Genomic DNA, 26,211 nt, shown 5'->3' with positions numbered 1-26,211 from the left:
CCTAACATTAAAAATGTACGTAATAGCCTAATTGTAATTGTGTATCTGAGTTACCCACTTTATTACTGCTTTGGTAACCCAATTGTAATTTAAATAAATCATCGCCTAGTACCGACCAGCCAGCTCCACTTGATACCGAAACATCTATTGTGTCGTTTAGTGTTTGATACCCTGTGCTTATATCAAATAACCACGATGGGCTAGCGCCTAAATAAGGGGGCGCTAAGTTACCAGTTGATGAAATAGAAGTGCCTAGCGCAAAGCGTCTAAAGGGCTGTAGGTCAATTAAAAGAGGCCTTGGCCTGTCAACGTCAATGGGAGCGAGTGTGCGGTCAAACTCTTGCCATTGTGCACTAAAATAAGCACTCCAAATTGGGCGGTCTCTTAAAATAGTATATTGGTAGCGTGCATTGTATTCTTGCCCACTCACAAGTGTTGAGCTATTACTGCGGCGTTTAAATGCCATTGCCGCTGCCGATAATTGCAGATTTTGGCGAGCATCAATATTGTAATTAACATAGGCGGTTGCTTTATCTAACTTGGCAAAGCTAAGCAGGGCCTCTGATTGACGGTTTTCAACGTTATGCTCTAATTTTACACCTAATTGAGTGCGTGAATCCCATTGATAGCGGCTATCTAAACTAAACCCTTGGCGGCTTGCTAAACTCCCTTGGTGAGAGTCTATTTTGGCGTCAAAGTACCAACGTCCCCAAGTTATTTTATCTTCAATAGCAAATAGTAAACCGTTGTTATTAAGGTTTTGTTGGTTACTTATACTGAGCTTCCACTGTCCATTTGCATAAGGGAAGTATACGTTTATGTCATACTGACTGCTGTTTAAACCTGCCTCTGGAGATAGGTTAATTTCTAAAGCTCTAAAGTAACTATTACGGGCATTTCGCATTAAAGCGGTTTCTGCCTCAGTGGGAGATTGTGTTAATTCTTCATACCAACGCTGCATAGTGGCATAGGGTTGTTTTAAATAGAGTAATGCACTCAGCTCATCTACTTTACCTAGGGTGTTGGTATTAACGAGCGCTTTAATTTTATTAAACTCACCGTTGGTCATATACAGTTGCAGTTTTTGCCAAGGCTCTAGTTTTTGCGCGGCACGCCTTGCCAACCACCAGTTGGCTGTATCGTTGTTTACGGCATCTGGGGCTATTTCATCTAAGCTGCTAAATTGGCGCAGGTGGGGTATCGCCATTGCACCAGCCCACTGGATCATTAAGCCTCTGTAAGCGTATTTATCTTTTGGTAAATGGTTTAATAAATAGTGTTTAAGCTCTGTCGCATTTGCGTAATAACCTAACTGATTCATTACATCCGCTAAATTGACTAAAGTAGTTAAATCTTTGGGGTTACTAACTGCTAATTGTCGCAAGTAAAAGTATGCGCTATTAAACGCTTTTTGATGAATAGATAAGCTAGCTAACAGCTGCGCCCAATCTCGGCTTGGCTCATTAGTTGAGTATTTATCTAGTATGCGCTCAATCATAATGGTGTCGTGCATTTGTAATGCAAGCCAGCCTTGGGCCAACACTACATCAGGGTTGTATTCACTAAGTTTTGCAGCACGGTTGAGCGTGGTGTAGGCATAATTTAAGTCACTTTGATTTTGATACCAGCTCGATAATACCAGCCACGCTGGGTAAAGCGCTTTATTGTAGCGCTGCTTTTCAAGAGCTTGATGTGCACGCGTTACATGCTGCTCATCACCTATTTGGGTGCTTAATAGGGTTATTTGTATAAGTTGCCTATCGGTAAGTGGCGTTTGTTGCCATAAATAATCTAACAAGCCTGTTGGGTTGCCTGCAAATTTTAGTTGCTGGTAATGCAGCATATCGCCAACGCTAAGCGGGGTAATATTCTTTAGTTGCTCAAGCGCAAACAGTTCTTCTTGTTTATCTTTTACGCGCATTGCCATATCAATGCGCGCACTCCAAAACTCATCATCAGTGCTCTGTTTTTTTTGTTTTAAAATAGCTAATGCGGTCGCGAAGTCGTTATGCAGCCAGTGCGCTCTAGCAAGCCAAAGTAAATCTTCTTCATTTTTAGGGCCTTGGTAAGTTGGCCACAAGGCTCTTAAACCTGCAAGGTTACCTGTATCGTGGAGTACTTTGGCTTTCCAAAATTGCGAAAGTGACGTTTTACCGTTAATTTGCTCATAGCGCTCTATGTGGTTGAGCTCTTGTTTGGCGTTACCAATAAATTCGTTGGTTTGCATCCAATTAGCAAACCCGTTGCCTTTTAGCTGTCTATTTTGCGCTTTGTATTCGTAAATGTCGTTTGCATCTTGGTACAAGTAAAGTGCATTGGCGTCATTAATACTGTCGGTTAACATGGCTACATCTACGGCTTTGTTGGCCATTAACCATTTAAATTCTTTAAGCGCTTGTTTAGGCTTATTTTGCCAGCGCATAATTTTCCAGTTTAGGAGCCTCAATTCTTTATCGTTTGGCTTTTTAGCTAATAGTTTACTTATTAATTGCTCGGCACCATTTGCATCACCGTTGGCTAAGCGTAAATGCATGGCTTTAGTTAAATACTCAGTGTTATTAGGTTGTGCTTTTAAAAGTTTTTCTACGGCTTTTAACGCCGCTTCGTCATCACCAGTAAGATTTGCAAAATATAAGGTACGCTCTGCGTTGGCTATATCGCCGTATTTTTTCCACCAGGTGTACGCTTGTTTTGGGTTGTTAGCGCCAAGTGCGGTGTCTATCGCTTTTTTTGCAACATCAGCATTAATATGCTTTTTATAAATAGCTAGGGCCTTAGCGGGCTCCCCTGCACCTAGCCAAAAATCAGCCGCTAATAAAGGCTGTTTATTTTGCTCATAATAGCGGGCAACGCTTGCATTTAACCCTGTTGCTTTTGCTATATTTAATAATTCGTTATCCCAGTGTTTAAAAGCCGCAAGTTTAAGGGTGAGCTCTTCAAAGCGATCATCTTTTTTTGCGCCGCTATCAACCCACAGTGCATACAAAAGTTTAATTTCAAGTTCTGTTTTTTTATCGTTTTTAGGCAGTTTTTCAAGTTCAGTGGTTGCCTCTGAATACTCATTTAAACCAAGGTGAATAGCTACTTTTTTAGCGCGTAACTTTTCGTTATTAGGGTCGGTACTTAAAGCGGCATTTAAGTATGTTTTTTCAAAGGTATAATCTTGCGAAAGTGAATCGTCTTCAAAAAACAACGTATGTGGAAACAGCGCATAAAGTGCAAAGCAACTTACCGCTAAAATGATTAAAATAGTTTTAAGCGAGACTAAGTGAGGGCGTTTTTTATTAATCACTATTGTGCCTCTACATTACAATTTAAGTAGCCGTAAAAGTCGCCTTCTGGGATTGTAAATTGTGTAGTCCCTGCATACGTTTTGCCTTTATAACGTTTACCTAAATGGGATATAAATTGGCAACGCTGGGCATTTTTAAGATCTATTTTAGCCTCAACCCATGCTTTAAAACTTACCGCACCATTTACCTGCCAATTAGTGAATGCCACATTTGCAGAGATTAAATAAGGTTGTGTGTCGGGCTGTGAGTGATCAAAGTTAATATGTGCTATGTCATCTGTAATATGAATGTAGTTACCTTTAGCTGTAACGCCAGAAACGCCTTTACTGCTGGTTATGTTTGGTACATCAAATACATCAGGTAAGCGAAGTGTTTTTATATACTTAGAGCTGTACAGCCACTCGTCAGTAGCGTTTTTTGCTAAAGCCGAAAAATAAAAATCTTTAGCTATTTTTGCATAATGACTTAAATGCACGGGAGTATTAGGGCGCGCTAACACGTAATCCATATTGTAATGCAGGGCATCAAGGCCTGCGAGTACTTCGCCAGAATAGAAATGGTAGTAAATAGTATAAGGCTTGAGCCGATATGGTTTTTCGGTTATTTCAAAGGTTTCTACCAAACGTTTAAAGCCATAGTAGGGCCCATGCCACAAGTTGGTGTAAACATTTTCGTTCAAAATTGGGGCGTATATTTGATACAGCAAATCACGCTCAGGGCGACCAATGGGCGATATATGTGTAAGGCTTGGGTTATCTGCATTAACGTTGGTATTGCCTCCGTTAACATTTAAAACGCCAGCATCACGCGCAAGCTCAAGCGCTTTTGGACCTGGTGTTGCATCGCCCGACCATAGCATCATCACTGTTTTTTTGTTTTTAGGGACTAGCCGCTCATTAATATAATTTATTGAACCAGTTATTTCTTTATTTAAATCTATCTCGTTGTAGCCTGGTATATTTAAGTGAAAGCCGTAGTCGGTATCATCTATGTTTATTTCCTTGCGTCCAGAAAGCGCAGTCCAAAAGTAAGGGTGGCTATAAGTGTGTGAGGCAACTTCAACATACGGCAGTGCGAAAATTTCTTTTGCTATTTTTTCAAGCTTTGGGCTATCTCCTGCATGTAGCCCGTTAGGCTCAATATCGGCCTGAATAACGGACGAGGTAAGAGGTAATTTATACTTTTTAATCACTTCATCACGAATAACTTCTGCAGCGTAAGGTTTACCCGCAAAGTGAGCAATACTTGTAAAGCCATCACCATCAATATGCAGGGTTAACATACGGCGGCCGCTTGATGTTGTTGTATCTGGCGCAAGTATAGGCGGCAGGCCCATAGCTTGAGTTAATAGATTTTTAGGGTCTACCACCCAGCGATTTCCTTCCATTGGTAAAGTATCAATAAGCCAAGGTGCTGATATTAATGCTCCATACTTGGTTTTACTTGCTTGGATAATAGTTTGATCATCTGCTGATCTTATAGAGATAAGCGCTTTTGCTTGTGCTGTCAGCTTTAATAAGTATGGTTTTATTATAGGTGGAGGCATTGCCGACTCACCTTTAAGCCACGGCGCCATATATGACAACGAAAAAGGCTCTTGTGGCGCTGTGCTAATTATTTCTACGCCTAAACTTTGTAATAGTTTATTTGACGATGGTAACTCACCTAATACAAGTTGCGGTACAACTCCTAAGTTATCTTCTAGCCATTTTATTACCGTAACATCATAAAATACATCACTCGTAGTCCAAGAAATAATTCCAGCATGTAAGGCGGTATCAACCTTTGGTAACTGAGTGGTCGCCATATCAATGTAATCAGGTATATACCCTAAATATTCAATAAGGGTTGCAAGCTTTAAATGCACGGTTGTATATATAAGTGGCTTCACGTCACTATTGTACGGAATTAAAATGCGCCTGGGGACAGGTTGAATAGCCGATGTTCCCCAAGTTTGTAAGTGGCCGTCTGTTACCCACGGAGCGTAGCCCGCGGCGATAATTTTTTCAGCCATTGCTAGGCGTTGTTTTGGCTTAGCATAATCTATAACTTGTACATTGAAGCCGAGTTGTTGCGCCTTTTTGAGTTGGGCATTCAGCCAATCTTGGTCGCTTTTAGTGGTTAGTTTGTAGCTGTTGTCGCTGGGGTTAAAGTGGCTAAGTAAACCCTCGGCGACTAAGTCGTGAGCATACCCACTTAGCTTTGGTAGTAGCTCAAACCCTCGGTTTAAAATAAGGTGCTTATTAAAGGTATTTGATAAGTCTTTTATGATGTTTACTAAACCTGCCTGCTGAGCGGGTTTATCATAGTCGGGTTTTAATAGCTGATAGCTATCAAGAGTATCTAAAAATAAACCACTAAAACCGCGCTGTTGTAACTGTTTAGCTTGAGTTTGTAGGTGCTCTTGCCAATGCTTTGCTGTTAAATCGGAAATATGGCTATTCCAATGAGGATTTAATGCAAGCGATGATTCACTTTCATTAAACGACTCACCCACACTTAAATAAGCATATACAGCTATGTTGCGCTGTTTAAACCAATCAAGCTCAAATTTAGTGACAAGCTCTGGCTGTACAACAACCCGAGAATAAAAAGTCATTTCAGCCAAAGGCATAGGAGATGAGTAGTAAAAGGCAATACTATTTTTGCTAGGCTGAGCAAATACGTTCGAACAGATGAACAACGTTAAGTATAAAAAGTATTTCATTATTATTTTATAAAACCATCATTAACGTTAAACATTGTACCGCTTTGGGTGTAGGTATTTATTATTAGAATTGTGATGATTATATGTTAAATAAAAATACATGGCTACTTAATTGTTTCTATTGAAGAGCCGCTCATACCTTATAGTTAATGCTACAGCATAAGTTATTCTTTAATATTTTATTTATAGCTAAAATAAGCGTGTGTACCGTTAGTAGGTTTAAGCTTAAAAGCTAAGTTAACTGTGGGTTTAAGCGGCTAAATTGAATGAATTTTGGACGCATCAATAAGACTAATGTCGCGTTATAATGTGTATCTAAATTGCATTTTTAAAATTATAATACTCGCCTCTTTGTCAGTACTTTGACACTATCTTTTACTTATAAAATTAATCGCCTGCATACAAACTTTTGCGGGTAAAGCTGCTAGTTAGTGAAATTTTACACACGATAAAAATCACCCAAATTTCAGGCATTTTATAAGTAAGCAGTTAAAAAAATTAAGCACTTATGCCGGAGATTTAATGAGTAACTTAAGCTTAAAAAACAAATTGTTACTACTCGCTATTTTGCCACTAACATTATTATTAATTAGTTTAATGGCCAGCTCATATTATTTAGAGTCGCAAAACCAACAGCAAAATTTTCATACAATTAAATCTAAATTAATTAAAGATAAACACACCTTGCTTGCTACTGAAGTAGAGATTGCAAGTAAGTTAGTGCGCTATCAGCTTGATAACGCCTCGGCACAAATAGCTAAAGATACACTAAGGAAACTTACCTTTGGTGACGATGGTTATTTTTTTATTTACGACACTAGCGGCGTGAGTGTATTTCATGCCCTGTTAGGCGACGCCATTGAAGGTAAAAATAAAATAGGGATGACAGACCCTAATGGTAAAAAAATAATTGTAGGATTGCTTGAGCAAGCGCGAAAAGGTGGAGGAGCATTTAGTTATCATTTTCAAAAGCCGAATACATCAGGCTTGGTAGAAAAAATTGGCTATGCAGCAATGATTCCGGGGACCAACTGGATGATTGGTACCGGCGCTTATATGGATGATATAGAAGCTGAGCTTGCAAATTATCAACAAACAATGAAATCCCATACTCGAGAAAAAATAACGACACTTTTACTCATTGCCTTTTTTTGGTTAGCGCTTACTTTAGTGGGTGCGTTAATTGCTTCAAATACTATGGTTAAGCCAATTTTGAGAATGGGCCAAAACTTAGATGATATCGCTAAAGGCGAAGGCGATTTAACAAAACGATTAACCATAGATACTAACGATGAAATAGGTCAGTTAGGTGAATCGTTCAATGTGTTTGTAAGTAAACTACAAAGTATTATTACTAATGTGGCCGATGTGACAGAAGATGTAAAAATAGCTTCAAGTGATATAAACAAACAAACTAAATTATTTGAAAATAAATTACTTAATCATAATCATGAAACTGTCTTAGTAGCCACAGCAATTACTGAAATGTCGGCAACATCACATGAGGTTGCGCAAAACACCACACAAGTAGCAGAGTCTACACAAGCGGCCACGTTAGAGGTTGCAAAAGCGCAAGAGTGTGTAGATATATCACTAAGTGAAGTATCAAAATTAATGGGCGAAATTAATGTTGCAGCGGATCAGGTTAACTCATTAAGTGACCAATCTAAAAAAATTAATAGTGTATTGAGTGTTATAGGTGGTATTGCTGAGCAAACAAACTTACTTGCTCTTAATGCCGCAATTGAGGCCGCGCGTGCAGGGGAGCAAGGTCGTGGCTTTGCAGTTGTAGCCGACGAAGTAAGAAGCTTAGCGAGTCGAACTCAAGTAAGTACACTTGAAATAAGTGAAATGCTAAGCGAGTTACATAACTTAGTGAGTGCCGCAGTAGAGGCTATGCAAGCAAGTCAATTAAGTTGTAATCGTTCTGTTGAGTCATCGCGTGATATTTCACAAAGCTTAGGCGCTGTAACTACATCGGTTACCACCATTAATGATATGAGTACCCAAATAGCAACGGCTGCAACTGAGCAAAGCTCAGTAACAGAGGAAATTAATCGTAATATATTTGCTATTCAAGAAATAGTTAATGAACTAACCCAGGCAAGTAAAGATACGGCGTCGGTTAGTCAGCATTTAGCAGGGCGAGGTGAAAGCCTTGGGCAACTGGTAGGGCAATTTAAGATTTAGTCAGTAATCTAATTATTAAACATATATAGCCACAGCTAACGTTGTGGCTTTTTAGTTTAAAAAACTAAGTAACCTATGGAATTTTATTATTTTTGTGTAGTCTATTACACGCATTTGATTAAATAGAGTACCCGTATATATGCAAAATATGCCTTCGATGAATAGCTGTAACCGAGAACAGTTAATACCTGAGCAAGATTTAGGGCGAGTAATTTCGTTTTTACGCTCAAAGCTTTCTGCTCATATCGACACCCAACTTCAGCCAATGGGTTTAACGTCGGCTCAATATATTGTGGTGGTGTTGTTAGCAAAAGGGTCGGTAAATACATTAGCTGGGCTGTGTGAGCACATGGTTTACGATAAAGGTGCTATGAGCCGCTTGCTAAAGCGCCTTGAAGAAAAAGATCTTATTGCAAAGACTCAGAGCGAGTTCGATAAGCGCTCTACCATTTTAGGTTTAAGTGAAAAGGGCAAAGCGTTGTACCCGCAAATAATGCCTTTGGTAAATGAGGTATATGCCAAAGCGCTTAATGGATTCTCTGATGATGAAAAACAGCAAGTTATAGATTTATTATTTAAAGCAATAACCAATTTAGATTCACCTGCCAAATAGATTATCAACATTTAAGCGATACTGTTTCAATAAAAAGTTAGCCTGCTAAGTACTGAATCGTATTGTACGAGAAATCTAACCTTGGTTATATAGTTGCCTAGGTAATTAGTGTTATCAGCTTGTTAGATTTGTTGTGGTTGAGAGTAATTTGTTAACGCAATTGCAGCGGCAGTTTGTAGAACACGAATTTATGCAACAGCATTTAAGTGTTGTACATAAAGGCCGTTTTGCGAACGCAATTGTATACAGATACCAAGATGACAAATTTGATTTAATAGTTAAGGACTTTAGCCAAAGCCCATGGTTTGTTCGTAAAACTTTTGCACGATTTTCAGTAAATCAGGAGTACAAGGGGTTAAGCCGTTTAGCAAACCTTGATGCGGTTGCTAATCGTTTTAGTCGTTTATCACCCATTGCTGTTGCGTACGATTATATTGAAGGCACGCTACTGAGAAATTTAATGCATCAAGGTAAAACTTTACCGGCTAGTTTTTTTGCAGATCTAGAGCGCCAAGTAGCCAAAATGCATCGCCAAGGCATCGTACATTTAGACTTGCGTAATATGGGTAACATTTTGTGCGGCAGCGATGGTAAGCCTTATATTATCGACTTTCAGTCAACGATTAGCTTTTCTCGTTTTCCGCGTTGGTTACAGCGTTTTATGCGCGGCTGCGACATGTCGGGCGTATATAAGGCATGGGATAAACTTAGCGATACACCACTACCACAAGCTAAGCAGAATTACTTACAGCGCTTTAACCATGTACGTAAACGTTGGATTTTTAAAGGGTACCCCGTTCAACGTGCCTATGCGTGGGGCGCTGCACTTGTAACACAGCTTATTGATTCTGATTTAATTCGCAGCTTTACAGATAGGTTCTAATTTCTCTTTTTCATTGTGTGACTTTGCCCATAATAGCGTGCTGTTATGGGCTTTTTTTATGCCTAAACACCTACTCATAGCTTTATAAAGTAACCTTGTTTTAGGCTTTAGTGTTAAACGCTAAATAGGCTTAATTTATGTTTAATAGCAAGCTTTGCTATGTACATTATTTGCACAAAGTTTAGCTAATAATAAAGTTAAATTAGTTTTCTTTAATAGGTAAACGAGTAATTTAAATGGGGTTAAATAAATTACTTTTAACTATTTTTAAATTAATTGTAGGGCATGTTTCTTTTTGTCTCTACAATGCGCAAAAATTAGTTTTACGCTGTTCTTTTAGTACAATTTATTCCAGCTAATGTACACTCTTAACATAGCAACTTTTTATAGTTTTTAAGGCTTTAAGATGATTGAATACCCAGTTGACCAACTTCAACAGCTCATAAATGATTTATTACAATGCGAAACGAGCGAGCAAAAAAGCCAGCTTTTAGCCGATGCACAGCTTAATCTCTCTAGTGAGCATTTATCGTTGCTTTTTGAGGCAATACCAAAAGAGCAACGACTCGAAATTTGGCAGCTTTTAGCACAAGATACCCAGCATGAAATATTTGTAACACTCAGTGAAGATAGCTGTTTATGGTTACTGCAAGCCTTAGACGATAGCGATGCCTATAAACTATTAGATGAAGTTAACGTTGAAGAGTTACTTGAGCTTGAAGAGGTTATACCTGAGCGCTTTGTTGATTATGCTAAAAGGCAGCTTGATGAAGCACAAACAAAGCAATACGACCTTGCGCAGCAATACCCGCCAGAGCAATTAGGCCACTGGGTAGGTTTTGATTTTTTAAAAGTGAGTGAAAAAGCAACCATTGCAAGTGTTAAAAAGCTGCTACACAAAGGCTTACCGCAATACAGCGAAGTGATTTATTTAGTAAGCCGACAGGGGAGTTTAATTGGTGAGCTTGCCATAAATGATTTAATTAAAGCCTCAGAGGGTGATAGTTTACTGGCACTTGCAAATCATGACTTTCCTTTGTTGCATGCGGATGATGATTTATACGAAGCAGCAGAGGTTGTAATTCATTCTGAGCAAATGGCCATGCCAGTAGTCAATTCCGACAATAAACTCGTTGGGCGCTTAACTATTGCATCAGCATACGAATTACGCCAAGAAATTACCGATGAAGCAGCAGCTAAAGCGGGTGGTTTACGCGAAGATGAGGATTTATTTGCAAGCGTAAAAAAAAGTGCCAAAAACCGTGGAATTTGGCTAGGTATAAATTTAGCCACCGCTTTTTTAGCCTCATGGTTTATCGGTTTATTTGGTGCAACAATAGAGCAAGTTGTTGCACTTGCTGTGTTAATGCCTGTGGTTGCCTCTATGGGCGGAATAGCTGGTAGTCAAACACTTACCGTTATAGTGCGTGGCCTTGCACTTGGCCAAGTAACTGACTCAAACCGTAATGCGTTGCTTAAAAAAGAACTGCGTGTGGGGGCGGTAAATGGCTTAGTGTGGGCTATTGTGATTGGTGCGCTAACATTTGTATGGTTTAGCGACATAATGCTAAGTATTACTATAACGGTCGCTATTTTACTAAACTTAGTGGCAGCATCGTTAGCGGGCGTAGTGATCCCGTCTATATTAGATAAAATGAAAATTGACCCTGCGCTTTCAGGCTCTGTAATATTAACCACCGTTACCGATATAGTTGGGTTTGTGACCTTTTTAGGGTTAGGTAGTTTATTACTGTTATAAGTAACTCCGTGTAATATGCTTAATATGAAAGTCTGGGTAATGTTTCTTTTAACGCAAAACGTTACCCAGACCTACCTAATGCATAGTTTATTTCTACCTTCTGACTTTGCTCTGTACAGTGCCGTATCTGCAGCCGATATCAAAGCTTCAAATGTTCTATATTGATTATTATATTCACATGCGAGACCTTGGCTTACACTTATTTTTACGCTTGCAGGTAGACCAATATCTCTAAAGTTAATATTTAGAGTTTTATCTTGGATGCGCTTAGCAATCATTTGTGCATTTGAAATGTGCGAACGAGGTAGTACAACGGCAAACTCTTCACCGCCATACCTAGCAACTAAACTGTCTTTAGAGGGGAGGCATTCTTCTATTGTACGTGCGACTTTTTGAAGGCACTTATCACCTTTTACATGGCCAAAGTTGTCGTTAAATAATTTAAAGTAATCAATATCAATAAGTATAAAGCTAAGAGGCTGCTTGTTAACTATGCACTCTTGCCAATTTTTAATGATGGTTTTTTCTAAAGTACAACGATTAGCAATGCCAGTGAGATGATCGAGCTTGGCTACATTTTCCAGTACTTTATACTTTTTAACGTGCTTTGAAATATCATGCATTATACAAATAAAAAGTGGGGTATTTGCGACTACCGATTCGGGTAAACATGATATAGATAACTCAACATCTAAAAAGTTACCATTTGCTTTAATTATTTTTACTTCTTTAGGACCATGGTTAAGCGGCGTTTGATAATTGTTTTTCCAACTTTCAAACATGTAATTGTAATCGTCTCTATATTGCTCTTGTAAAAACGATTGCCACTTTTTACCAATTAAGGCCTCAAGTGGCATATTAAAAAACTTTGCAGCAATCGGATTTACAGACTCAAATACACCGTGTGCATTTACAATAAAAATAGCATCGGCCATCACATTAGTAACATTAATAATCGCGCTTATTTTTTCATTGTTAACGGTATTAGAAATGCTGCTCATTAATGCAGATACAGCGTTGTCGGTGTTATTTTCTCTGCTATTTTCATTATTATTAGACATGGTTTTGCTCATTTTTTATTGTTAATGAAACTTGATGTCTAGCAGTTTATTCAATTTATGGGTTTTAAACCTTTCGGTAACCTTCTGGTTTAAGTTGCTTATTTTATTATGTTTTTTTGGCTGATAGCTAAAAGGCGGTTTTGTTATAAATTAATTACACAGGAGTAAATCAGCCCTGTGCAATTTAGAAATTAATTGTTGTTAATTAATGTTCTCCTCTATTTTCAACTTGCGGATCAGTGCTTTCATAGGCTGTGCCGTTGCACTCAACATTAAATATCAAACAGGCAGTACCTGGGTTTTCATCGGTATCGATAATAGTAATTGTGCGGCCGTTATCGCTTACTTTAAAGCTAAAGTCTTGGGCGCAAGGTGTTTCTTTATTAACATTGGTGATAGTGGCGCCAGTAAATAAAAAGCCTCTAGCAAACGTGGCTTCATCTAAACTATAAATGCCCGCGGTCTCGGTTCTTACAACTCCGCCGCCAGTCACTTCTTTACCATCTATGGAGTATGTAAAGTTAGCTTCGTTGTCACTATCTAGTACAATTTTAACTGTAAAGTGAATTTGTTCTTGAGTGTTATTCATATTGTTTCCCTTTTATTCATAGTCATAGTTTAAAATTAGTAATACCTAGTTTTACTAGGTTTGCTTTTATTTTGGGGATTTCGTCAGCTCGATTTAAGCAAGTGTACACCTGTACCAGCGGGTATGTGATATGAACACTTTGATCTTTTTCTGCTTTTTTAATAATGGCTTGAAGCGCATTTAAGCAAAACTGTTCTCGCTGCTTGCTGGTTGTACTTAACTTAGCTTTAAGTAAATTAACCCGTATCGGTATTATGTTATCGCCAATTTTCATTTGATTAGCTATGTACTCTTGATAGTTTGTATCACTCTCCAGCGCAATTAATAACTCCTGTGCTTTGTGCTGTGACAACCTATCAATAAAATAGTGTATAAGGCTTACTTGTGTATTTATAATAAATTTATTGTCGAAGTATTGATTTTTGACAAATTTAATAATTTCATTTACTTGTTCATTAATATTTTTATCGGCTGAAAGCATCAATTGATAGGCTAAAAAGCGATAGTATGAATCTTGAAAGTACTTACTTTTTGGATCCTGCAATATAGCGTTATTAATTGTATTAGTGGCTTGCTGTGCTTTTTCGTAAGCAGGTTGTCTATTGGGTAAATAACTTAAAAGATAGCTTTGCTGAATATAAGTATAAGCTAAACTGCTTGATAAACTTGCATCATCGGGATAATTCAATAGCATATTTGACAATTCACTTGAGGCATTTACATACATGGTTAGCGCGGCATTAAAATCACCGAGCCCTTCTTCGGTTTTAGCAAGCCAGCTAATGGTATCTGCTTTATCGCGCAATAAGTTTTTATTATTGGGTTTAAGCATAAGCGCTTTGTTTTTAAGGGTGAGTGACTTTGTAAAGCTTTGTTTTGCAGCGCTGTAGTCAAATTTCTCTGTGTATAAAGAACCCAGCGAATTATGCGAATACGATAGCTCCATAATCGAGTTAAAATCATTCGGTGCTAACGCATACATGGTTTCACTGTAAGAGTGGTACTTTTTAAATAATGGCTCAGTGGCAGCGTAATCACTTTTATCATAATGGAGCTGGCCGAGCCAAAAGGCATTGGCACCGGCAAGCGTTAGTAACTCTAAGTTGCTTGGCTGGATTTTTAATAATGCCTCAAGGCGAATGCGGGCGTTTTTAAAGGCGGTGAAGGCTTCATCGGTTTTACCGCGGGAATAGGCCACTTCCCCCATGGCCTCAAGGGTTTGTGCGTACTGAAAACGGTTGTTAAATTGTGCTTTATCATCGCTAAAGCTAAAGACTGAACCTGATTCGTCAGTTTGATTTGTAAAATACTCAAGTGCTTTATTACTAATGCCATCAAGTAAGTCCATACGTTTAACGCTGCGTAGTTTGTCGGCAAAGTCGCCGACCATAAACCCCAGCAAGCTTTCTGCCTCAAGCTGTTTTTTTTGCGCATGTTGTTGGGCTTTAAAGCTAGTGAAGCTCATTAATGACGCGGTAAATGTAAGCAAGCATAATAGAGCAAGGGTCACTCGCTTTACTCTTATTTTTGTTTTTGTTTTTTTTACAGAGCTTTTAATAAGAGCGTGCTCGTTATCATCTAATTTAAACAGTTTGTCGCTAAGCAATAGCTGCGCTTCTTGTAGCGGTTTACCTGGCGCAAGAAGGTAAGCACTACTTTTACCTTCATCTATCCAATTTTGCGCTTGGTGTTGTAAGCGACTTTTTATTGCTAATGCATCTTTGTGATCGCTTATCCACTGTTTTGCGCGCGGCCATTGACGTAATAATGCTTCGTGCGCAAGGCTAAAACAGGCCTCTTGGTTTTGTAAGTGCGATACAAATAAGCGGCTATCGACCATGGCTTGAACAAGCTCTTTTTGGTTGGTATTAGTTAATGCCTTCCAGCGCGCTGCGCGGCTAGTAATAGTTTTACCATCAGGGTTTAGCGTTATTAATTGTGATAACACGCTTTTTAGTTGCTGTTGTTGCGCTTTAGAAAGTCCTATAAATACATCTTCTGCCTTTTTGCCTATGGCGCCCTCAATACCGCCAAGTTTTTCATACACACTGTGTAACAGTTCGTTATTATCACTGCGCTGTAAATACAGCTCTTGCAGTGTGTATTGCAGCATGGGTAGTGCGTCGGGGTTATTGGCGGTATCGGCGCATAATATTTCATCCAGTGGTGTTTGGGTTTGCGGGTCGTGTGAAAACGTTAAATTAGCGGTTATTGCTGGCAGGCGAATAATTTGTTGAAGCTCGTGCCTGTTAGGTGGTGTTAAGTCGTAATGCGCGCCATTAGCTTTGCCAGCCATTAGGCTTGGTTGCTCTACCACTAAAGGATAAAAATCGTTTCTGCACGCACTAAATACAATCACCGCTTTAGACGTTGCTAAGTGCTCAATAACTGATAAAAAGTGGCTACGTGTTTCGTTACTAAATAGTGGCGAGGAAAGTAGTACTTCTAAACGGTCTATAAATAAAAATAATTGCGGTGTTTTAAGTTGTGTAGAGATTTTGCTTAGTGCAGCTTGTATGGCGTTAATTACGCCATCTATTGCCAATTCTAGTTGTTCTGCAAGTGTTTGCGCGCTTAATCCTTCGAACACAGGTTGATTGTTTATATCCCAGTCGAGTAGCGCAGAGGCTAAATCTAAAAAAAGCCTATCTTTATGTACATCTGCAAAATCGAGCTGACAATAAGAAAGAACTCCGATGCCGTTATAGCCTCGCTCGTCGAGTAACTTTGGCAGTATACCTGCATTAACTAATGATGATTTACCTGTGCCACTAGGGCCTAGGATTAAACAAAATGCGCGTCCAAAATTAACTTGGCTCGATATTCTTTCAAGCAAGGTAGATACTGATTTATTTCGGCCAAAAAACAAGTGTGTATCCGTTGGATTATATGCGCTTAAACCTAAAAAAGGAGAGCCGCCTTGCCACGTGTTTTCAGTTGCTGTTATGTCATCGGCTAATGGAAACTCAAGTTTTGCAATAATCCGGTAACCACGTTTGCGAATAGTTTCTATGTAGGTGGGCTCACTTGCTTTATCGCCAAGGGCTTTTCGTAGCTGAGTAATGATTTTATGTAGCGGGTTATCGCCAATTTCAATATTTTTCCAACAATGATCTAATAGCTCATCGCTGGTGACTATTTCACCTTTTTGCAAACATAGGTGCACTAATACATTTATGGCTTTAGGTTCTAATTGCTTAGTTTTACCTGCTCGCTGAACGGTATTTGACTGGGGATTGACTTGCCAATCACCTAAGTAAAAGGGGCTGCGATTCATAATGGCTCATTATTGTTATTGTGTGATTAAAGCGAGAGAATAAATAGTTATTTAACTAATTATTTATATTACAGAATAAACAACAAACACAAAAAGAGTTTTTGCTAAGAAAGGGAAGTTTAGGGCGTGTTGATCTTTGATGGTTGAATTTGCAGCAGTATGTTTTGTTTTTAGGCAAGGTAGAGCCTATGAAGTACTCCCCATAAATAGGCGATAACGCAGCATAAATGCCAAACATGCGCTGCCCTTCGGGTTCTGCCTAGGGGCGATAAACTCTTTGTTACTCGGTTTTTACTTAGCCCACTAGGTTACGAACCTCGCGCCGCGATTTAATCGCCCCTAGATTGAACAAATTTCAATCCGCAAAGATCAACACGCCCTAGTGATGTAGGTAATGCAATACTGCATTACCTACTAAGTTTAAAGGTTAAATATCGTTTTTATTTATGGTCACTACGCGTTGTGGGAACGGTATTTCAATTTCAGCGTTGTTAATAGCTTTATAAACACCACCGTTAATAGCGAGTTTTGTTTCGATTATTTTGGTAGTAGGCACCCAATACCTGTAACTAATAGTAACACCGCTATCGGCAAAGCGCTCTATGCCTATTTGTGAGTGAGGGTTTTGAGCTACTAACTCGTGCGATTTGAGTACTTCTTCAATAAGACTAATAGCTGTATCAGCACATGCACTATAGGCAATATCTATTTCACCTTTAACTAATGAGTAACTAAATGAGTTATGAATTATTTCGCCCATTATATGTTTGTTAGGAATGGTGATTTCTACTTTTTCTTCATCTATTAAAATGGTGTAACCAAGCTCAATCGTTTTTACTTGGCCGCTTACATTTTTAACCTCAATGGTATCGCCAACTACAAAAGGGCGTGTAGCTATAATGGCAAGGCCTGCACCATAGTTAGATAGCATGCCTTGTAGTGCTAAACCAGCACCTAAAGACGCTGCACCTATGGCTGCCACAAATGGGGTAACACTTATCCCTATTTTGCCCAGCGCTATAATAACCACCATAACAATAAGCAATACCTTAACTACGTTGCTTACAAAATTAGTTAAAGTGACGTCGATATTATGACGAGTCATTAAGCTGGCAACTACATTGGCTATTTTTTTAGCTACCCACAAACCCAGTAGTAATATAAAAATAGCGCCTACAATTTGCATGCTGTAGGTAACTAAATACTCAGTGAGCATGGTGTAGTATTTTTCAAATTGTTCTATCTCAGAACTGATCATAGTGGGCTCTTTAAATGGTGGTAATGCTATTTTTTGTTAACTATAGCAAAGTGTTGACTAAAAATGGATAGAGCATAGGCACTATAATGGCTGTTAATAAAGCGCTTAAAGCCATAGCAACAGATGAAAACGCACCTATTTTTGGATGCTCAGCAAGTGCTGCGGCCGTGCCTATAGCATGGCAAGCTGTGCCCATTGCGGTACCTTGTGCTTGGTGGTTGTAAATGCCCACCAACTTAAAAAGTATTAGGCCAAATAACGCCCCAAGCAACCCTATGAAAATAACTAAAGCGGCGGCAAGTGAGCTAATACCCCCTAGTGAGTCAGTGACAATTAATGAAATAGGCGTAGTTACACTTAAAGCAGCAACGGAAGCGCTTAAGTTGTTTGGCACGTCAAATAACACACTCAGTATAAACGCGACAAATGTGGCATTAATTATTCCTAAGCTACAGGTACTTACTATGAGTAATAAGTTTTTGCGAATATGAATAAATTGTTGGTATAAAGGCAGTGCTAATGCCACGATTGCGGGCTCTAATAACCAGCTAAGTAGCTGGCTGTGAGAAGCAAATTGCGTGTAAGGCAGGTTTAAGTTAACGAGCAGCAAAGCAATAATAGCAATACTTAAAAACACCGGATTTGTTAGTGATTTTAATACGCTATGCTGCCAATTATTATTCAACGCTCTAAGCGCTAAAAATAAGGCAATAATGAATGGGGTGGTTAGCCACCATAAGGTTAGGTGCAGGTCAGTCATTATTTTTCCTACCTTTAAAATAGGCCATAACTGCACTTACCAGTAACAGCGTACTGGTAGGCACCAAAAAAATAACAAAGATTAAAAATGGCCAATGTAATTTTATAAGGCCCAAGTGCTCTATAAAGCCAACACCCGCCGGAATAAAAAAGATTGGCATTATATTTAAAATAGGTGATGCAAAGGGTTTTACCTGATGCTCTTTTACAATGCCCGATAACAGTAAAATGAGTAAAATAACCATAGCAAGAAGCGGCGCAGGAAAGCTGCCGCCAATAATATGCATAATCAATTTAGCTAAAGCTAAACACAATAAAATAATAGCGCTGCTGAGTAAGTACTTCATTTAAGTAACTTTAAATAAAATGAGAAGGTAACTTTAGCAAATTTGCGTAGGTCATGCATTGGGCGATAGTCTTACCAACGTTTTGCATTATTGTAGGTAACTTCTGTTTTACCTTTTGCTTTAGCGATTGCTTTCTTAGTGTTTGGGTTTAGTAGTAATCGTATTTGGCTAAATGTTTCTTTAGCTAATATTTTACGTTGATTAAGCTTATAGCTTTGCTGAGTTACACGTTTAATAGCAGCTAGGGTATCTGGTGAGCGTTCAAGCAATGTATTTAGCATGCTTTGCGTGGCTGTTTGTGTATCGCCTGTAAGCTGCGTCACTAAGCCAAGCTGCTCTGCTTGTTGCGCACTAATTGGGTTTGCATGGCTTGCAAGCCATAATGCTTGGTCGCGTTTAACCAAGCCTGCAATAACAGCATTTGCTCCCATATCAGGGCACAGCCCCCATCGCGCTTCCATAATGGCAAGCTTGGCGTTGTTGTTAACTATTCTGTAATCCGCTCCTAGGGCTATTTGTAATCCACCGCCTAAGCAGTTGCCATCTATTTGTGCAATAACCGGTACACTTAGAGATTGCCAGCCTAAAACGACTTTTTGGGCTAAATTTTGGTTTCCGGGTAGCCATTTAAATAACAGTTTTACAATATTAAAGGGGGATGCCATAACGCCCGCTACATCAAGCCCAGAGCAAAAATGATTACCTTCACCTTTAATAACTACCGCGCGTATGGCGCGATCCTTTTTTATATTTTTAATTGTTTTATTTAATTGGATGAACATATCAAAGCTAAGCGCGTTTTGTTTGTCTGCGCGGCTTAAAGTAACGGTGGCAATGCCTTGTTGTTTTTCTAGTTTTATCATTGCTAACTCCTGTAAATAACTATTTGAGCTTATGATGTACAGCGCACTATGTAAAGTAACGGTTTGTTTTACAATAAAAAATAAATTGAATTATTTTTATCTTACAGGGTCGTAACTGATTAAGCTTAACCACACATGAGCCGGTAACAAAAAAGTCATTATTTTTAACTGTTTTTTCTCAAAACGCAGGTGACTTTTGGTATTATGTGCGCACTTTACAAGCATTGAGGTTCCACCTATGTCAGGCCCACGTTTATACAGCGAAGAAGAAGTTACTCATCAGGCGTACGATATTTTTTTAGAGCTAGCGCCAAATAATCTAAGCGAACAAGATGTAGAGGACTTTAATCAATACCGAGAAGAGCTTGGCTTTATTGAAGAAGGCGAGCCTGACGACCAATGGCAAGATTTTGTTGCCCTTGAAATAGAACCAGAGCTGTTTGTGCAAGTGCTGGTGGGTTTAGAGTTTGAAAGCGATGATGTGTTATTTGCAAAGATTTTAATTAGCCGTGATAAAGACGCGCCGTTTTGTCATATTTTATGGAAAGAAACAGAGCACGCTGAGTAAGCAGTTTTGTTTGTGTATGCAAGTGAGTTTACCGTGCATAAGTATTTACTATTCTTGTTTTTAATTATTAGCAGCCGTTGCTGGGCTGTTGATCCATTTGAAGACTTTCATGAATATGGACAACTCTCTGATGAAGAAATTCATGAGCTACATAAGGGTGAAATGCTCTATGGCGATACTGAATTTGGTTTAATTTTAAGTAAAGGTAATACTAACTCCACTAGCTTTAAGTTTAGAGGTAATTTATATCAAGACTTTGAAAATTGGCGTAACCAATTTAAGTTAGACACCTTGTATAAACGCGATCAAAACGATGACACCGGGCAAACAGATGTAACGGCAGACCGTATTTTTGTCTCTGCCCAGGGTAACTACAAGGTAGGTGTAAAAAACTCCTCATTTTTTATTTATGGCGACTACGAAGAAGATAAATTTAGCGGCCTAGATTATAAAAGCACGTTGGCAACCGGTTATGGGGCAAGAGTGTATCAAGGCGTAAAAAATAAAGTTGATATTGATATTGGCCCTGGTTTATATCGCTCTGTTGCAGATGACGAAACGGAAGTTGTTGATGAAGATGAAAACCAAACCGGTTATTTGGTGCGTATTGCAATGCAATGGGAGCGCTTAGTGTCAAAGCGTACGCGCTTTAACCAAGATGTCAGTATTGAGCAATCATTATCAGGGTTAAATTCGCGCTTAAAATCAGAAACCGCGCTAATAAGCCAAGTAATAGGTGCTGTATCACTTAAATTTGCTTATATGTATCGTTATAATTCTAAGCCTGAAGATGACAACCTTAAATACGATTCAGAGTTAAGCGCCACGTTGGTTTATAGTTTTTAATAATTAAGAGAGTGTTATGTATCAGCATAAGCAATATGCGGTGTTTATATTTTTTGTTTTAGCTTGGATAGGTGGTTTTGTTGCCTTAGCATGGAATTTAATTGGAGCAGATGTACCCTTAATGGTATTCGCTGGAGTATTAATTTTAGTCGGGTTTTTGTTTCACGGTTTAACCGTTAAAGTAACTGATGAAACAATTAGCTGGGCATTTGGGCCAGGTGTTGCGGGGCAAAAATTGATATTAAGCGATATAATAGAAGCCAAGGCGGTGCAAAATTCATATCGCCACGGTATTGGTATCCGTATAACGCACGATGGTTGGGTGTATTCTGTATCGGGGTTTAGCGCGGTGCAATTAACCTTAAAAGATGGCAGTGTTTATCGGGTAGGAACTAACGATCAGCAAGGTGTTTTATCAGCCCTAGAAGGTAAAATAACCCCAGGTGAAATACCTCCCCCGGCAGAGCCTAAATCACAGGCAAAAGCGAGCTACAATAATATGTTATAAAAAAAGCGCCTTTGGCGCTTTTTTTATATGTTTTTTACACTTATTAATGTTCGTGTCCACAACCGCCTTCACCGTGAACATGCCCATGGGCAAGTTCTTCTTGAGTGGCTTCGCGTACTTCTAAAATTTCCACATCAAAATTTAGTGTAATGCCCGAAAGAGGGTGGTTACCATCAACAATAACGTCTTCATCTTGGATTTCGATGATCATTACAGATTGATCGCCATCGTCAGTAGAGGCTCTAAATTGCATACCCACTTCGATTTCCATGCCATCAAACATAGACTTAGGCACCGCTTGCATTAAGTTATCGTGGCGCTCGCCATAGCCTTCTTCAGGTTCTACTTTTACATTTAATGTATCGCCGGCTTGTTTGCCTTGTAGTGCGTTTTCAAGGCCTGGAATTAAGTAGCCTGTGCCAATAATAAAAACAAGTGGCTCGCCATCGAATGAGTTATCAATGGTATTGCCGTCATTATCCAATACTGAATAATGCATTTTTACTACTGTGTTTGGTGCAACGATCATAGTCATTCCTATTTATTCATCTTCAAGAGAGTAAGGTAGAGGCAGAATGCTTAGCTCTACCTGAGGTGTGTGCTTTGCACGAAGCACTTGGGTGCTTTGAGTGTCGTTTGGCAGCACAACAAGGCCAGATAAAGTTTGGCTCGTTTCGTTATAGCTTTGTGCAACCAGTTTGCCCGCACGGCGCCAGTTTTCCCCTAATTGGGTTTCTAGCTCAGGGTGTTCTAGTAGTCCATCACTTTTACCGGTAACGATATACATTGCGCGTTTGTTTTTACCAAGGTATTTCATACGGGCAACGGTTTCTTGGCCGGTATAGCAACCTTTTTTAAAGCTAATACCATTAATGGCCTGCAGGTTTACCATTTGTGGTACGTACTCGCCAATAGCGTCGTTATTTAACTGGGGCTCGCCTGCTTTTATAGCGGCTTCTTGCCAAAGCGCACAGTTATCTAATGTTGATACGTCATCAGGCATACTAAATTGCCCATCAACCATTAACAAAACACGGTTATCAGCAAGTTTTAATGCTTTACCACTTGGAAAGTCGCAAGCTGTTTCACCATCAGCAAAGTGAATATTTAGCTTTTCAAGGACTGGGGCTAAATCGTCGCTGATCAAACCAATTAATCGATTCGTAGAAACACTAATATCTACTTTTGCAAATACAGCGTATTTTTTAAGTTCGCTAAGAGATTGTTCAATTTCAGGCTCTGAGCCTGCTAAATAGTAACTATCTTGGTGAGAAAATAATTTAAAAACACCCCAAAGCTTACCTTTGGCGCTACAGTGTCCAGCCCATAAATAATTGCTGTTAGATAGTTTATTGAGATCTTGAGTGATTTGTCCGTGAAGATAAGACAATTTATCCGCACCGGTTAGGCTAATAAGTTGGTGAGATAACGGACATGCATAAACGCTCGACATAAAAACCTTCTGTGCAATACAAGTGAGCTGACATAATAACGCAGTTACTACCTATGGTACAGCCACCAAGAGGGCAGTTTTTATTATTTTCAACGCTGATTAATAGCTGCTAATTATGCGTGTATTTGTTAAACTCAGGGCAATTAAGTATGAGGTTTAAAATGACTGAAATTCATAGTAAAGCACGTATACGCTGGGCTTGTCGCCGCGGCATGTTAGAGTTAGATGTTTTGTTTATGCCATTTGTAGAGCAGGCTTATGATTCGTTAAATGCACAGCAGCAGGCTGTATTTCAGCGTTTGCTAACCCAAGAGGACCCTGATTTATTTGCTTGGTTTATGGGCCATGAAGAGTGTAAAGATAAAGAGCTCAACACTATGGTGTCGCTGATACTAGACCGAGTTCGTGTATAGATTTACGGTTGTAAATAACAAAGCAGATCATCGGCCTGTTGTGCTGTTTTTCTGCTTATTAAGTGTTTTATTAGGGCTTTATTTAAGCTCTTTTTTTAGCATTATTATTTGTGTGATTTTAAATGGTATTGCAGCTTGGTGGGTGTGGCAAAAAATAATGGCCATTCATCCCGTTAACGGCGTTATTATATTAGAGCCCAAATCAGTTCGCTTTGAAAGTGGGCGCTTTAAAATTCAAGGAAAAATAACCGCTAAAACCTTAATACTCACAAATGCTGTTTGGCTGCATATTAAGGGGTTTAACCAACACCACTGGTTAATAATTTCAGCTAATGGTGTTGATGAGCAAAGCTATGCGCGCTTAAAGCGCGCAGCACTTATTGCGATTAATGGCGAGGAGGAGTCAAAATAGTTGGTGTTGGGTTTTCATTTTGCTCAGGGTAATCGATAGTGTAATGCAGGCCGCGGCTTTCTTTACGCTCCATTGCACTTCTTATAATTAGCTCAGATACCTGCACTAAATTACGAAGCTCTAATAAGTTATTGCTTACTCTAAAGTTAGCGTAATAATCATGTATTTCTTGCTGTAACAATTCTACACGATGCAGCGCACGCTCTAAACGTTTAGTTGAGCGCACAATACCAACATAATCCCACATAAATAAACGTAGTTCGTGCCAGTTATGTGTAATTACTATTTCTTCATCAGAGTTGCTAACGCGGCTTTCATCCCAACTTGGTAGCGCTAAAGGCGCAGGCGCATGCTCTATTTTACTTAAAATGTCTTTGGCAGCTGCGTGAGCAAACACTATACACTCTAATAATGAGTTGCTCGCCATACGGTTTGCGCCATGTAGCCCTGTGTAGGCTACTTCGCCCACCGCGTATAAGTTATCTAAGTCGGTTTTACCGTTAAAGTCACTCATTACACCGCCACACGTATAGTGGGCAGCCGGTACAACCGGAATGGCTTCTTTGGTTATATCTAGCCCTACACTTAAACATTTTGCGTAAATAGTAGGGAAATGCTCAATAATAAAGTCTTTATCTTTATGACTAATATCTAGGTAAACGCAGTTAGCGCCTAACCGCTTCATTTCAAAGTCGATAGCACGGGCGACTATATCGCGCGGCGCTAGTTCTTCGCGTTCGTCAAAGTCTTTCATAAAGCGAGTGCCGTCTGGGCGCTTTAAATAGGCGCCTTCGCCACGCATTGCTTCGGTAATTAAAAAGTTTTGCAGCTCAGGGTGATAAAGGCTGGTGGGGTGAAACTGGTTAAATTCCATATTAGCTACTCTACAGCCTGCACGCCAAGCCATAGCAATACCGTCACCGCTTGAAACATCAGGGTTTGAAGTATACAAATACACTTTACTTGCACCACCTGTAGCAAGGGCTACAAATTTAGCTGAAATGGTTTCTACTTTTTTCGCTTTTTTATTCCATACATGCATGCCGTGTATGTGTGAGCCCGCTCTGCCCAGACTTTTATCGCTAATTAAATCAATGGCGTTATATTGCTCGAGCAAGGTAATGTTTTTATGCGCTTTAACTTGGCTAATTAGCGTGGTTTGAACGGCCTTACCTGTGGCATCGGCGGCATGTAAAATACGGCGATGACTGTGACCGCCTTCGCGGGTTAAATGAAAACGTTCTTTCCCTTTGCTATCAAACTCCATATCAAAAGGCACGCCTTGGTCAATTAACCATTGTAAGCACTCATGTGCATTACTTGCCGTGTAATGTACAGCTTCGCGGTCACACAAGCCGCCACCGGCATCAAGTGTATCCTCAACATGGGATTCTATACTGTCATTTTTTTTATCAAATACTGCGGCTATACCGCCTTGTGCATAAAGAGTTGAGCCTTCGGTAAGGGCGCCTTTACTGATCACAGTAACGTTACAATAGTTAGCTAAAGACAATGCAAGAGATAAGCCCGCAGCGCCGCTACCTATAATAGCGACATCAGCAATATGATGTTTATTTTGGTTCATGTCAGAGGTACTTTGCGGTTACAATGCTCAAATTAGAGCAATATTTGTTTTTAATAATGTAGTTGTATCATATTTGTCATATTACTACGTAGTGATTTTAATGGCTTAGCGCCGTTAATTGAGACTATTTTATAAAAAAATAATATTAAGCAGAACTTTTTATTCATAAAGAGGTCAGAGTATTTGTGAACAATGGCGACACTATGAATAACCAGCAAGAATCAAACAGAGGAGTACCGGCTCGAATGAGCGAGCAGGAATTAGATTTAGCGCTTGTAAAAAGGGTCCAGCAAGGAGATAAAAACGCCTTCAACCTATTAGTTAAGAAGTATCAGAACAAAATTGCCGGTTTAATATCACGTTATGTGTCTAACCAAGGCGATATTGCAGATGTAGCACAAGAGGCTTTTATTAAAGCTTACCGTGCACTTCCAAACTTTAGAGGTGATAGCGCCTTTTACACTTGGTTATACCGTATTGCCGTTAATTGTGCTAAAAATTATTTAGTAGCTCAGGGTCGTAAACCGCCAGCGAATGATATAGACGCTGAAGACGCCGAATTTTATGACGGTGCGGATTCGATGCGTTCAAATGCATCCCCTGAAAACTTACTTTTAAGCGATGAAGTACGCGCTGTTATTTTTAATACGATTGATAGTTTGCCTGAAGACCTGAAAACCGCGATTACCCTAAGAGAAATCGAAGGGATGAGCTATGAAGAAATAGCCGTGGTAATGGATTGCCCTGTTGGGACCGTACGTTCGCGTATTTTTAGAGCCCGAGAAGCAATAGATAATAAATTAAACCCATTAATAGGCGAGTCTTAG

Annotated in this window: 22 protein-coding genes; 10 read left to right on the top strand and 12 right to left on the bottom strand. The window is 39.3% G+C overall.

Annotation, left to right across the window (positions count from 1 at the left end):
• Nucleotides 1-7: 7 nt before the first annotated feature.
• Nucleotides 8-3,292, bottom strand: coding sequence for a tetratricopeptide repeat protein (locus tag PESP_RS13065; protein WP_089348408.1), 3,285 nt, complete (start codon nt 3,290-3,292; stop codon nt 8-10).
• Nucleotides 3,292-6,000, bottom strand: a complete 2,709-nt coding sequence (locus PESP_RS13060; protein WP_089348407.1) for a bifunctional glycoside hydrolase/polysaccharide deacetylase family protein — start codon at nt 5,998-6,000, stop codon at nt 3,292-3,294. The genes PESP_RS13065 and PESP_RS13060 overlap by 1 nt, the downstream gene beginning before the upstream one ends.
• Nucleotides 6,001-6,522: 522 nt before the next feature.
• Between PESP_RS13060 and PESP_RS13055 the strand changes: the two genes are divergently transcribed.
• From PESP_RS13055 to PESP_RS13040, 4 genes are all read left to right on the top strand, one after another.
• The gene (locus PESP_RS13055; RefSeq protein ID WP_089348406.1) at nt 6,523-8,190 is read left to right on the top strand and encodes a methyl-accepting chemotaxis protein; all 1,668 of its coding nucleotides are present in this window, start codon (nt 6,523-6,525) and stop codon (nt 8,188-8,190) included.
• A 139-nt stretch (nt 8,191-8,329) separates the two neighbouring features.
• Complete coding sequence (locus tag PESP_RS13050) at nt 8,330-8,803, top strand: MarR family winged helix-turn-helix transcriptional regulator (RefSeq protein ID WP_089348405.1); 474 nt, start codon at nt 8,330-8,332, stop codon at nt 8,801-8,803.
• Between the two features lie 133 nt (nt 8,804-8,936).
• A complete protein-coding gene (locus tag PESP_RS13045; RefSeq protein ID WP_089348404.1) occupies nt 8,937-9,686 on the top strand; it encodes a serine/threonine-protein kinase in 750 nt (249 codons plus the stop codon).
• A 406-nt stretch (nt 9,687-10,092) separates the two neighbouring features.
• Nucleotides 10,093-11,445 (top strand): magnesium transporter, encoded by a 1,353-nt coding sequence (locus tag PESP_RS13040; protein ID WP_089348403.1) that lies wholly within the window; start codon nt 10,093-10,095, stop codon nt 11,443-11,445.
• A 71-nt stretch (nt 11,446-11,516) separates the two neighbouring features.
• Here PESP_RS13040 and PESP_RS13035 read toward each other — a convergent pair whose 3' ends face one another.
• The 7 genes from PESP_RS13035 to PESP_RS13000 all read right to left on the bottom strand — a co-directional run bounded on the left by PESP_RS13035 (nt 11,517) and on the right by PESP_RS13000 (nt 19,599).
• Nucleotides 11,517-12,506, bottom strand: coding sequence for a sensor domain-containing diguanylate cyclase (locus PESP_RS13035; protein WP_089348402.1), 990 nt, complete (start codon nt 12,504-12,506; stop codon nt 11,517-11,519).
• 205 nt (nt 12,507-12,711) lie between these two features.
• Nucleotides 12,712-13,095 (bottom strand): DP-EP family protein, encoded by a 384-nt coding sequence (locus PESP_RS13030; protein WP_089348401.1) that lies wholly within the window; start codon nt 13,093-13,095, stop codon nt 12,712-12,714.
• A gap of 22 nt (nt 13,096-13,117) precedes the next feature.
• Nucleotides 13,118-16,372 carry an nSTAND1 domain-containing NTPase gene (locus PESP_RS13025; RefSeq protein ID WP_089348400.1) on the bottom strand — a complete coding sequence of 1,085 codons (3,255 nt, stop codon included), beginning with the start codon at nt 16,370-16,372 and terminating at the stop codon, nt 13,118-13,120.
• Between the two features lie 427 nt (nt 16,373-16,799).
• Entirely contained in the window at nt 16,800-17,630 is an 831-nt protein-coding gene (locus PESP_RS13015) for a mechanosensitive ion channel family protein (RefSeq protein WP_089348399.1), read from the bottom strand.
• Nucleotides 17,631-17,670: 40 nt separating this feature from the next.
• Nucleotides 17,671-18,390 (bottom strand): LrgB family protein, encoded by a 720-nt coding sequence (locus PESP_RS13010; RefSeq protein ID WP_089348398.1) that lies wholly within the window; start codon nt 18,388-18,390, stop codon nt 17,671-17,673.
• Nucleotides 18,383-18,736 carry a CidA/LrgA family protein gene (locus tag PESP_RS13005; protein WP_089348397.1) on the bottom strand — a complete coding sequence of 118 codons (354 nt, stop codon included), beginning with the start codon at nt 18,734-18,736 and terminating at the stop codon, nt 18,383-18,385. The genes PESP_RS13010 and PESP_RS13005 overlap by 8 nt, the downstream gene beginning before the upstream one ends.
• A gap of 71 nt (nt 18,737-18,807) precedes the next feature.
• Entirely contained in the window at nt 18,808-19,599 is a 792-nt protein-coding gene (locus PESP_RS13000; protein ID WP_089348396.1) for a crotonase/enoyl-CoA hydratase family protein, read from the bottom strand.
• A gap of 238 nt (nt 19,600-19,837) precedes the next feature.
• Here PESP_RS13000 and PESP_RS12995 point away from each other — a divergent pair, with 238 nt between their 5' ends.
• Genes PESP_RS12995 through PESP_RS12985 form a run of 3 tightly spaced genes read left to right on the top strand, consistent with a single transcriptional unit; the run spans nt 19,838 to nt 21,521 of the window.
• Entirely contained in the window at nt 19,838-20,167 is a 330-nt protein-coding gene (locus tag PESP_RS12995; RefSeq protein WP_089348395.1) for an HI1450 family dsDNA-mimic protein, read from the top strand.
• A gap of 33 nt (nt 20,168-20,200) precedes the next feature.
• Nucleotides 20,201-21,013 carry a DUF481 domain-containing protein gene (locus tag PESP_RS12990; RefSeq protein WP_089349173.1) on the top strand — a complete coding sequence of 271 codons (813 nt, stop codon included), beginning with the start codon at nt 20,201-20,203 and terminating at the stop codon, nt 21,011-21,013.
• A gap of 16 nt (nt 21,014-21,029) precedes the next feature.
• Nucleotides 21,030-21,521 carry a hypothetical protein gene (locus PESP_RS12985; protein WP_089348394.1) on the top strand — a complete coding sequence of 164 codons (492 nt, stop codon included), beginning with the start codon at nt 21,030-21,032 and terminating at the stop codon, nt 21,519-21,521.
• A 43-nt stretch (nt 21,522-21,564) separates the two neighbouring features.
• Here the strand turns inward: PESP_RS12985 and PESP_RS12980 are convergent, their stop codons facing one another.
• A complete protein-coding gene (locus tag PESP_RS12980) occupies nt 21,565-22,050 on the bottom strand; it encodes an FKBP-type peptidyl-prolyl cis-trans isomerase (RefSeq protein WP_089348393.1) in 486 nt (161 codons plus the stop codon).
• 12 nt (nt 22,051-22,062) lie between these two features.
• On the bottom strand, nt 22,063-22,974 hold the full coding sequence (gene ygfZ, locus PESP_RS12975; RefSeq protein WP_089348392.1) for a CAF17-like 4Fe-4S cluster assembly/insertion protein YgfZ: 912 nt from the start codon (nt 22,972-22,974) through the stop codon (nt 22,063-22,065).
• A gap of 161 nt (nt 22,975-23,135) precedes the next feature.
• On the opposite strand from ygfZ, the gene PESP_RS12970 reads away from it, so the two are divergent.
• Nucleotides 23,136-23,387: an FAD assembly factor SdhE gene (locus PESP_RS12970; protein WP_089348391.1), complete on the top strand. Its 252-nt coding sequence runs from the start codon at nt 23,136-23,138 to the stop codon at nt 23,385-23,387.
• On the top strand, nt 23,380-23,799 hold the full coding sequence (locus tag PESP_RS12965) for a hypothetical protein (RefSeq protein WP_245852074.1): 420 nt from the start codon (nt 23,380-23,382) through the stop codon (nt 23,797-23,799). The genes PESP_RS12970 and PESP_RS12965 overlap by 8 nt, the downstream gene beginning before the upstream one ends.
• On the opposite strand, the gene nadB is transcribed toward PESP_RS12965, so the two are convergent.
• Nucleotides 23,774-25,384, bottom strand: coding sequence for an L-aspartate oxidase (nadB, locus tag PESP_RS12960; RefSeq protein ID WP_089348390.1), 1,611 nt, complete (start codon nt 25,382-25,384; stop codon nt 23,774-23,776). The two genes, PESP_RS12965 and nadB, sit on opposite strands and share 26 nt — an antisense overlap.
• A 245-nt stretch (nt 25,385-25,629) precedes the next feature.
• On the opposite strand from nadB, the gene rpoE reads away from it, so the two are divergent.
• Nucleotides 25,630-26,211 carry an RNA polymerase sigma factor RpoE gene (gene rpoE, locus PESP_RS12955; protein ID WP_004586222.1) on the top strand — a complete coding sequence of 194 codons (582 nt, stop codon included), beginning with the start codon at nt 25,630-25,632 and terminating at the stop codon, nt 26,209-26,211.

It is taken from the genome of Pseudoalteromonas espejiana DSM 9414 (assembly GCF_002221525.1).
GTDB classification, from domain to species: domain Bacteria; phylum Pseudomonadota; class Gammaproteobacteria; order Enterobacterales; family Alteromonadaceae; genus Pseudoalteromonas; species Pseudoalteromonas espejiana.
The sequence above is the reverse complement of the archived record's forward strand: the minus strand, read 5'-3'. Positions and strand labels throughout refer to the sequence as shown.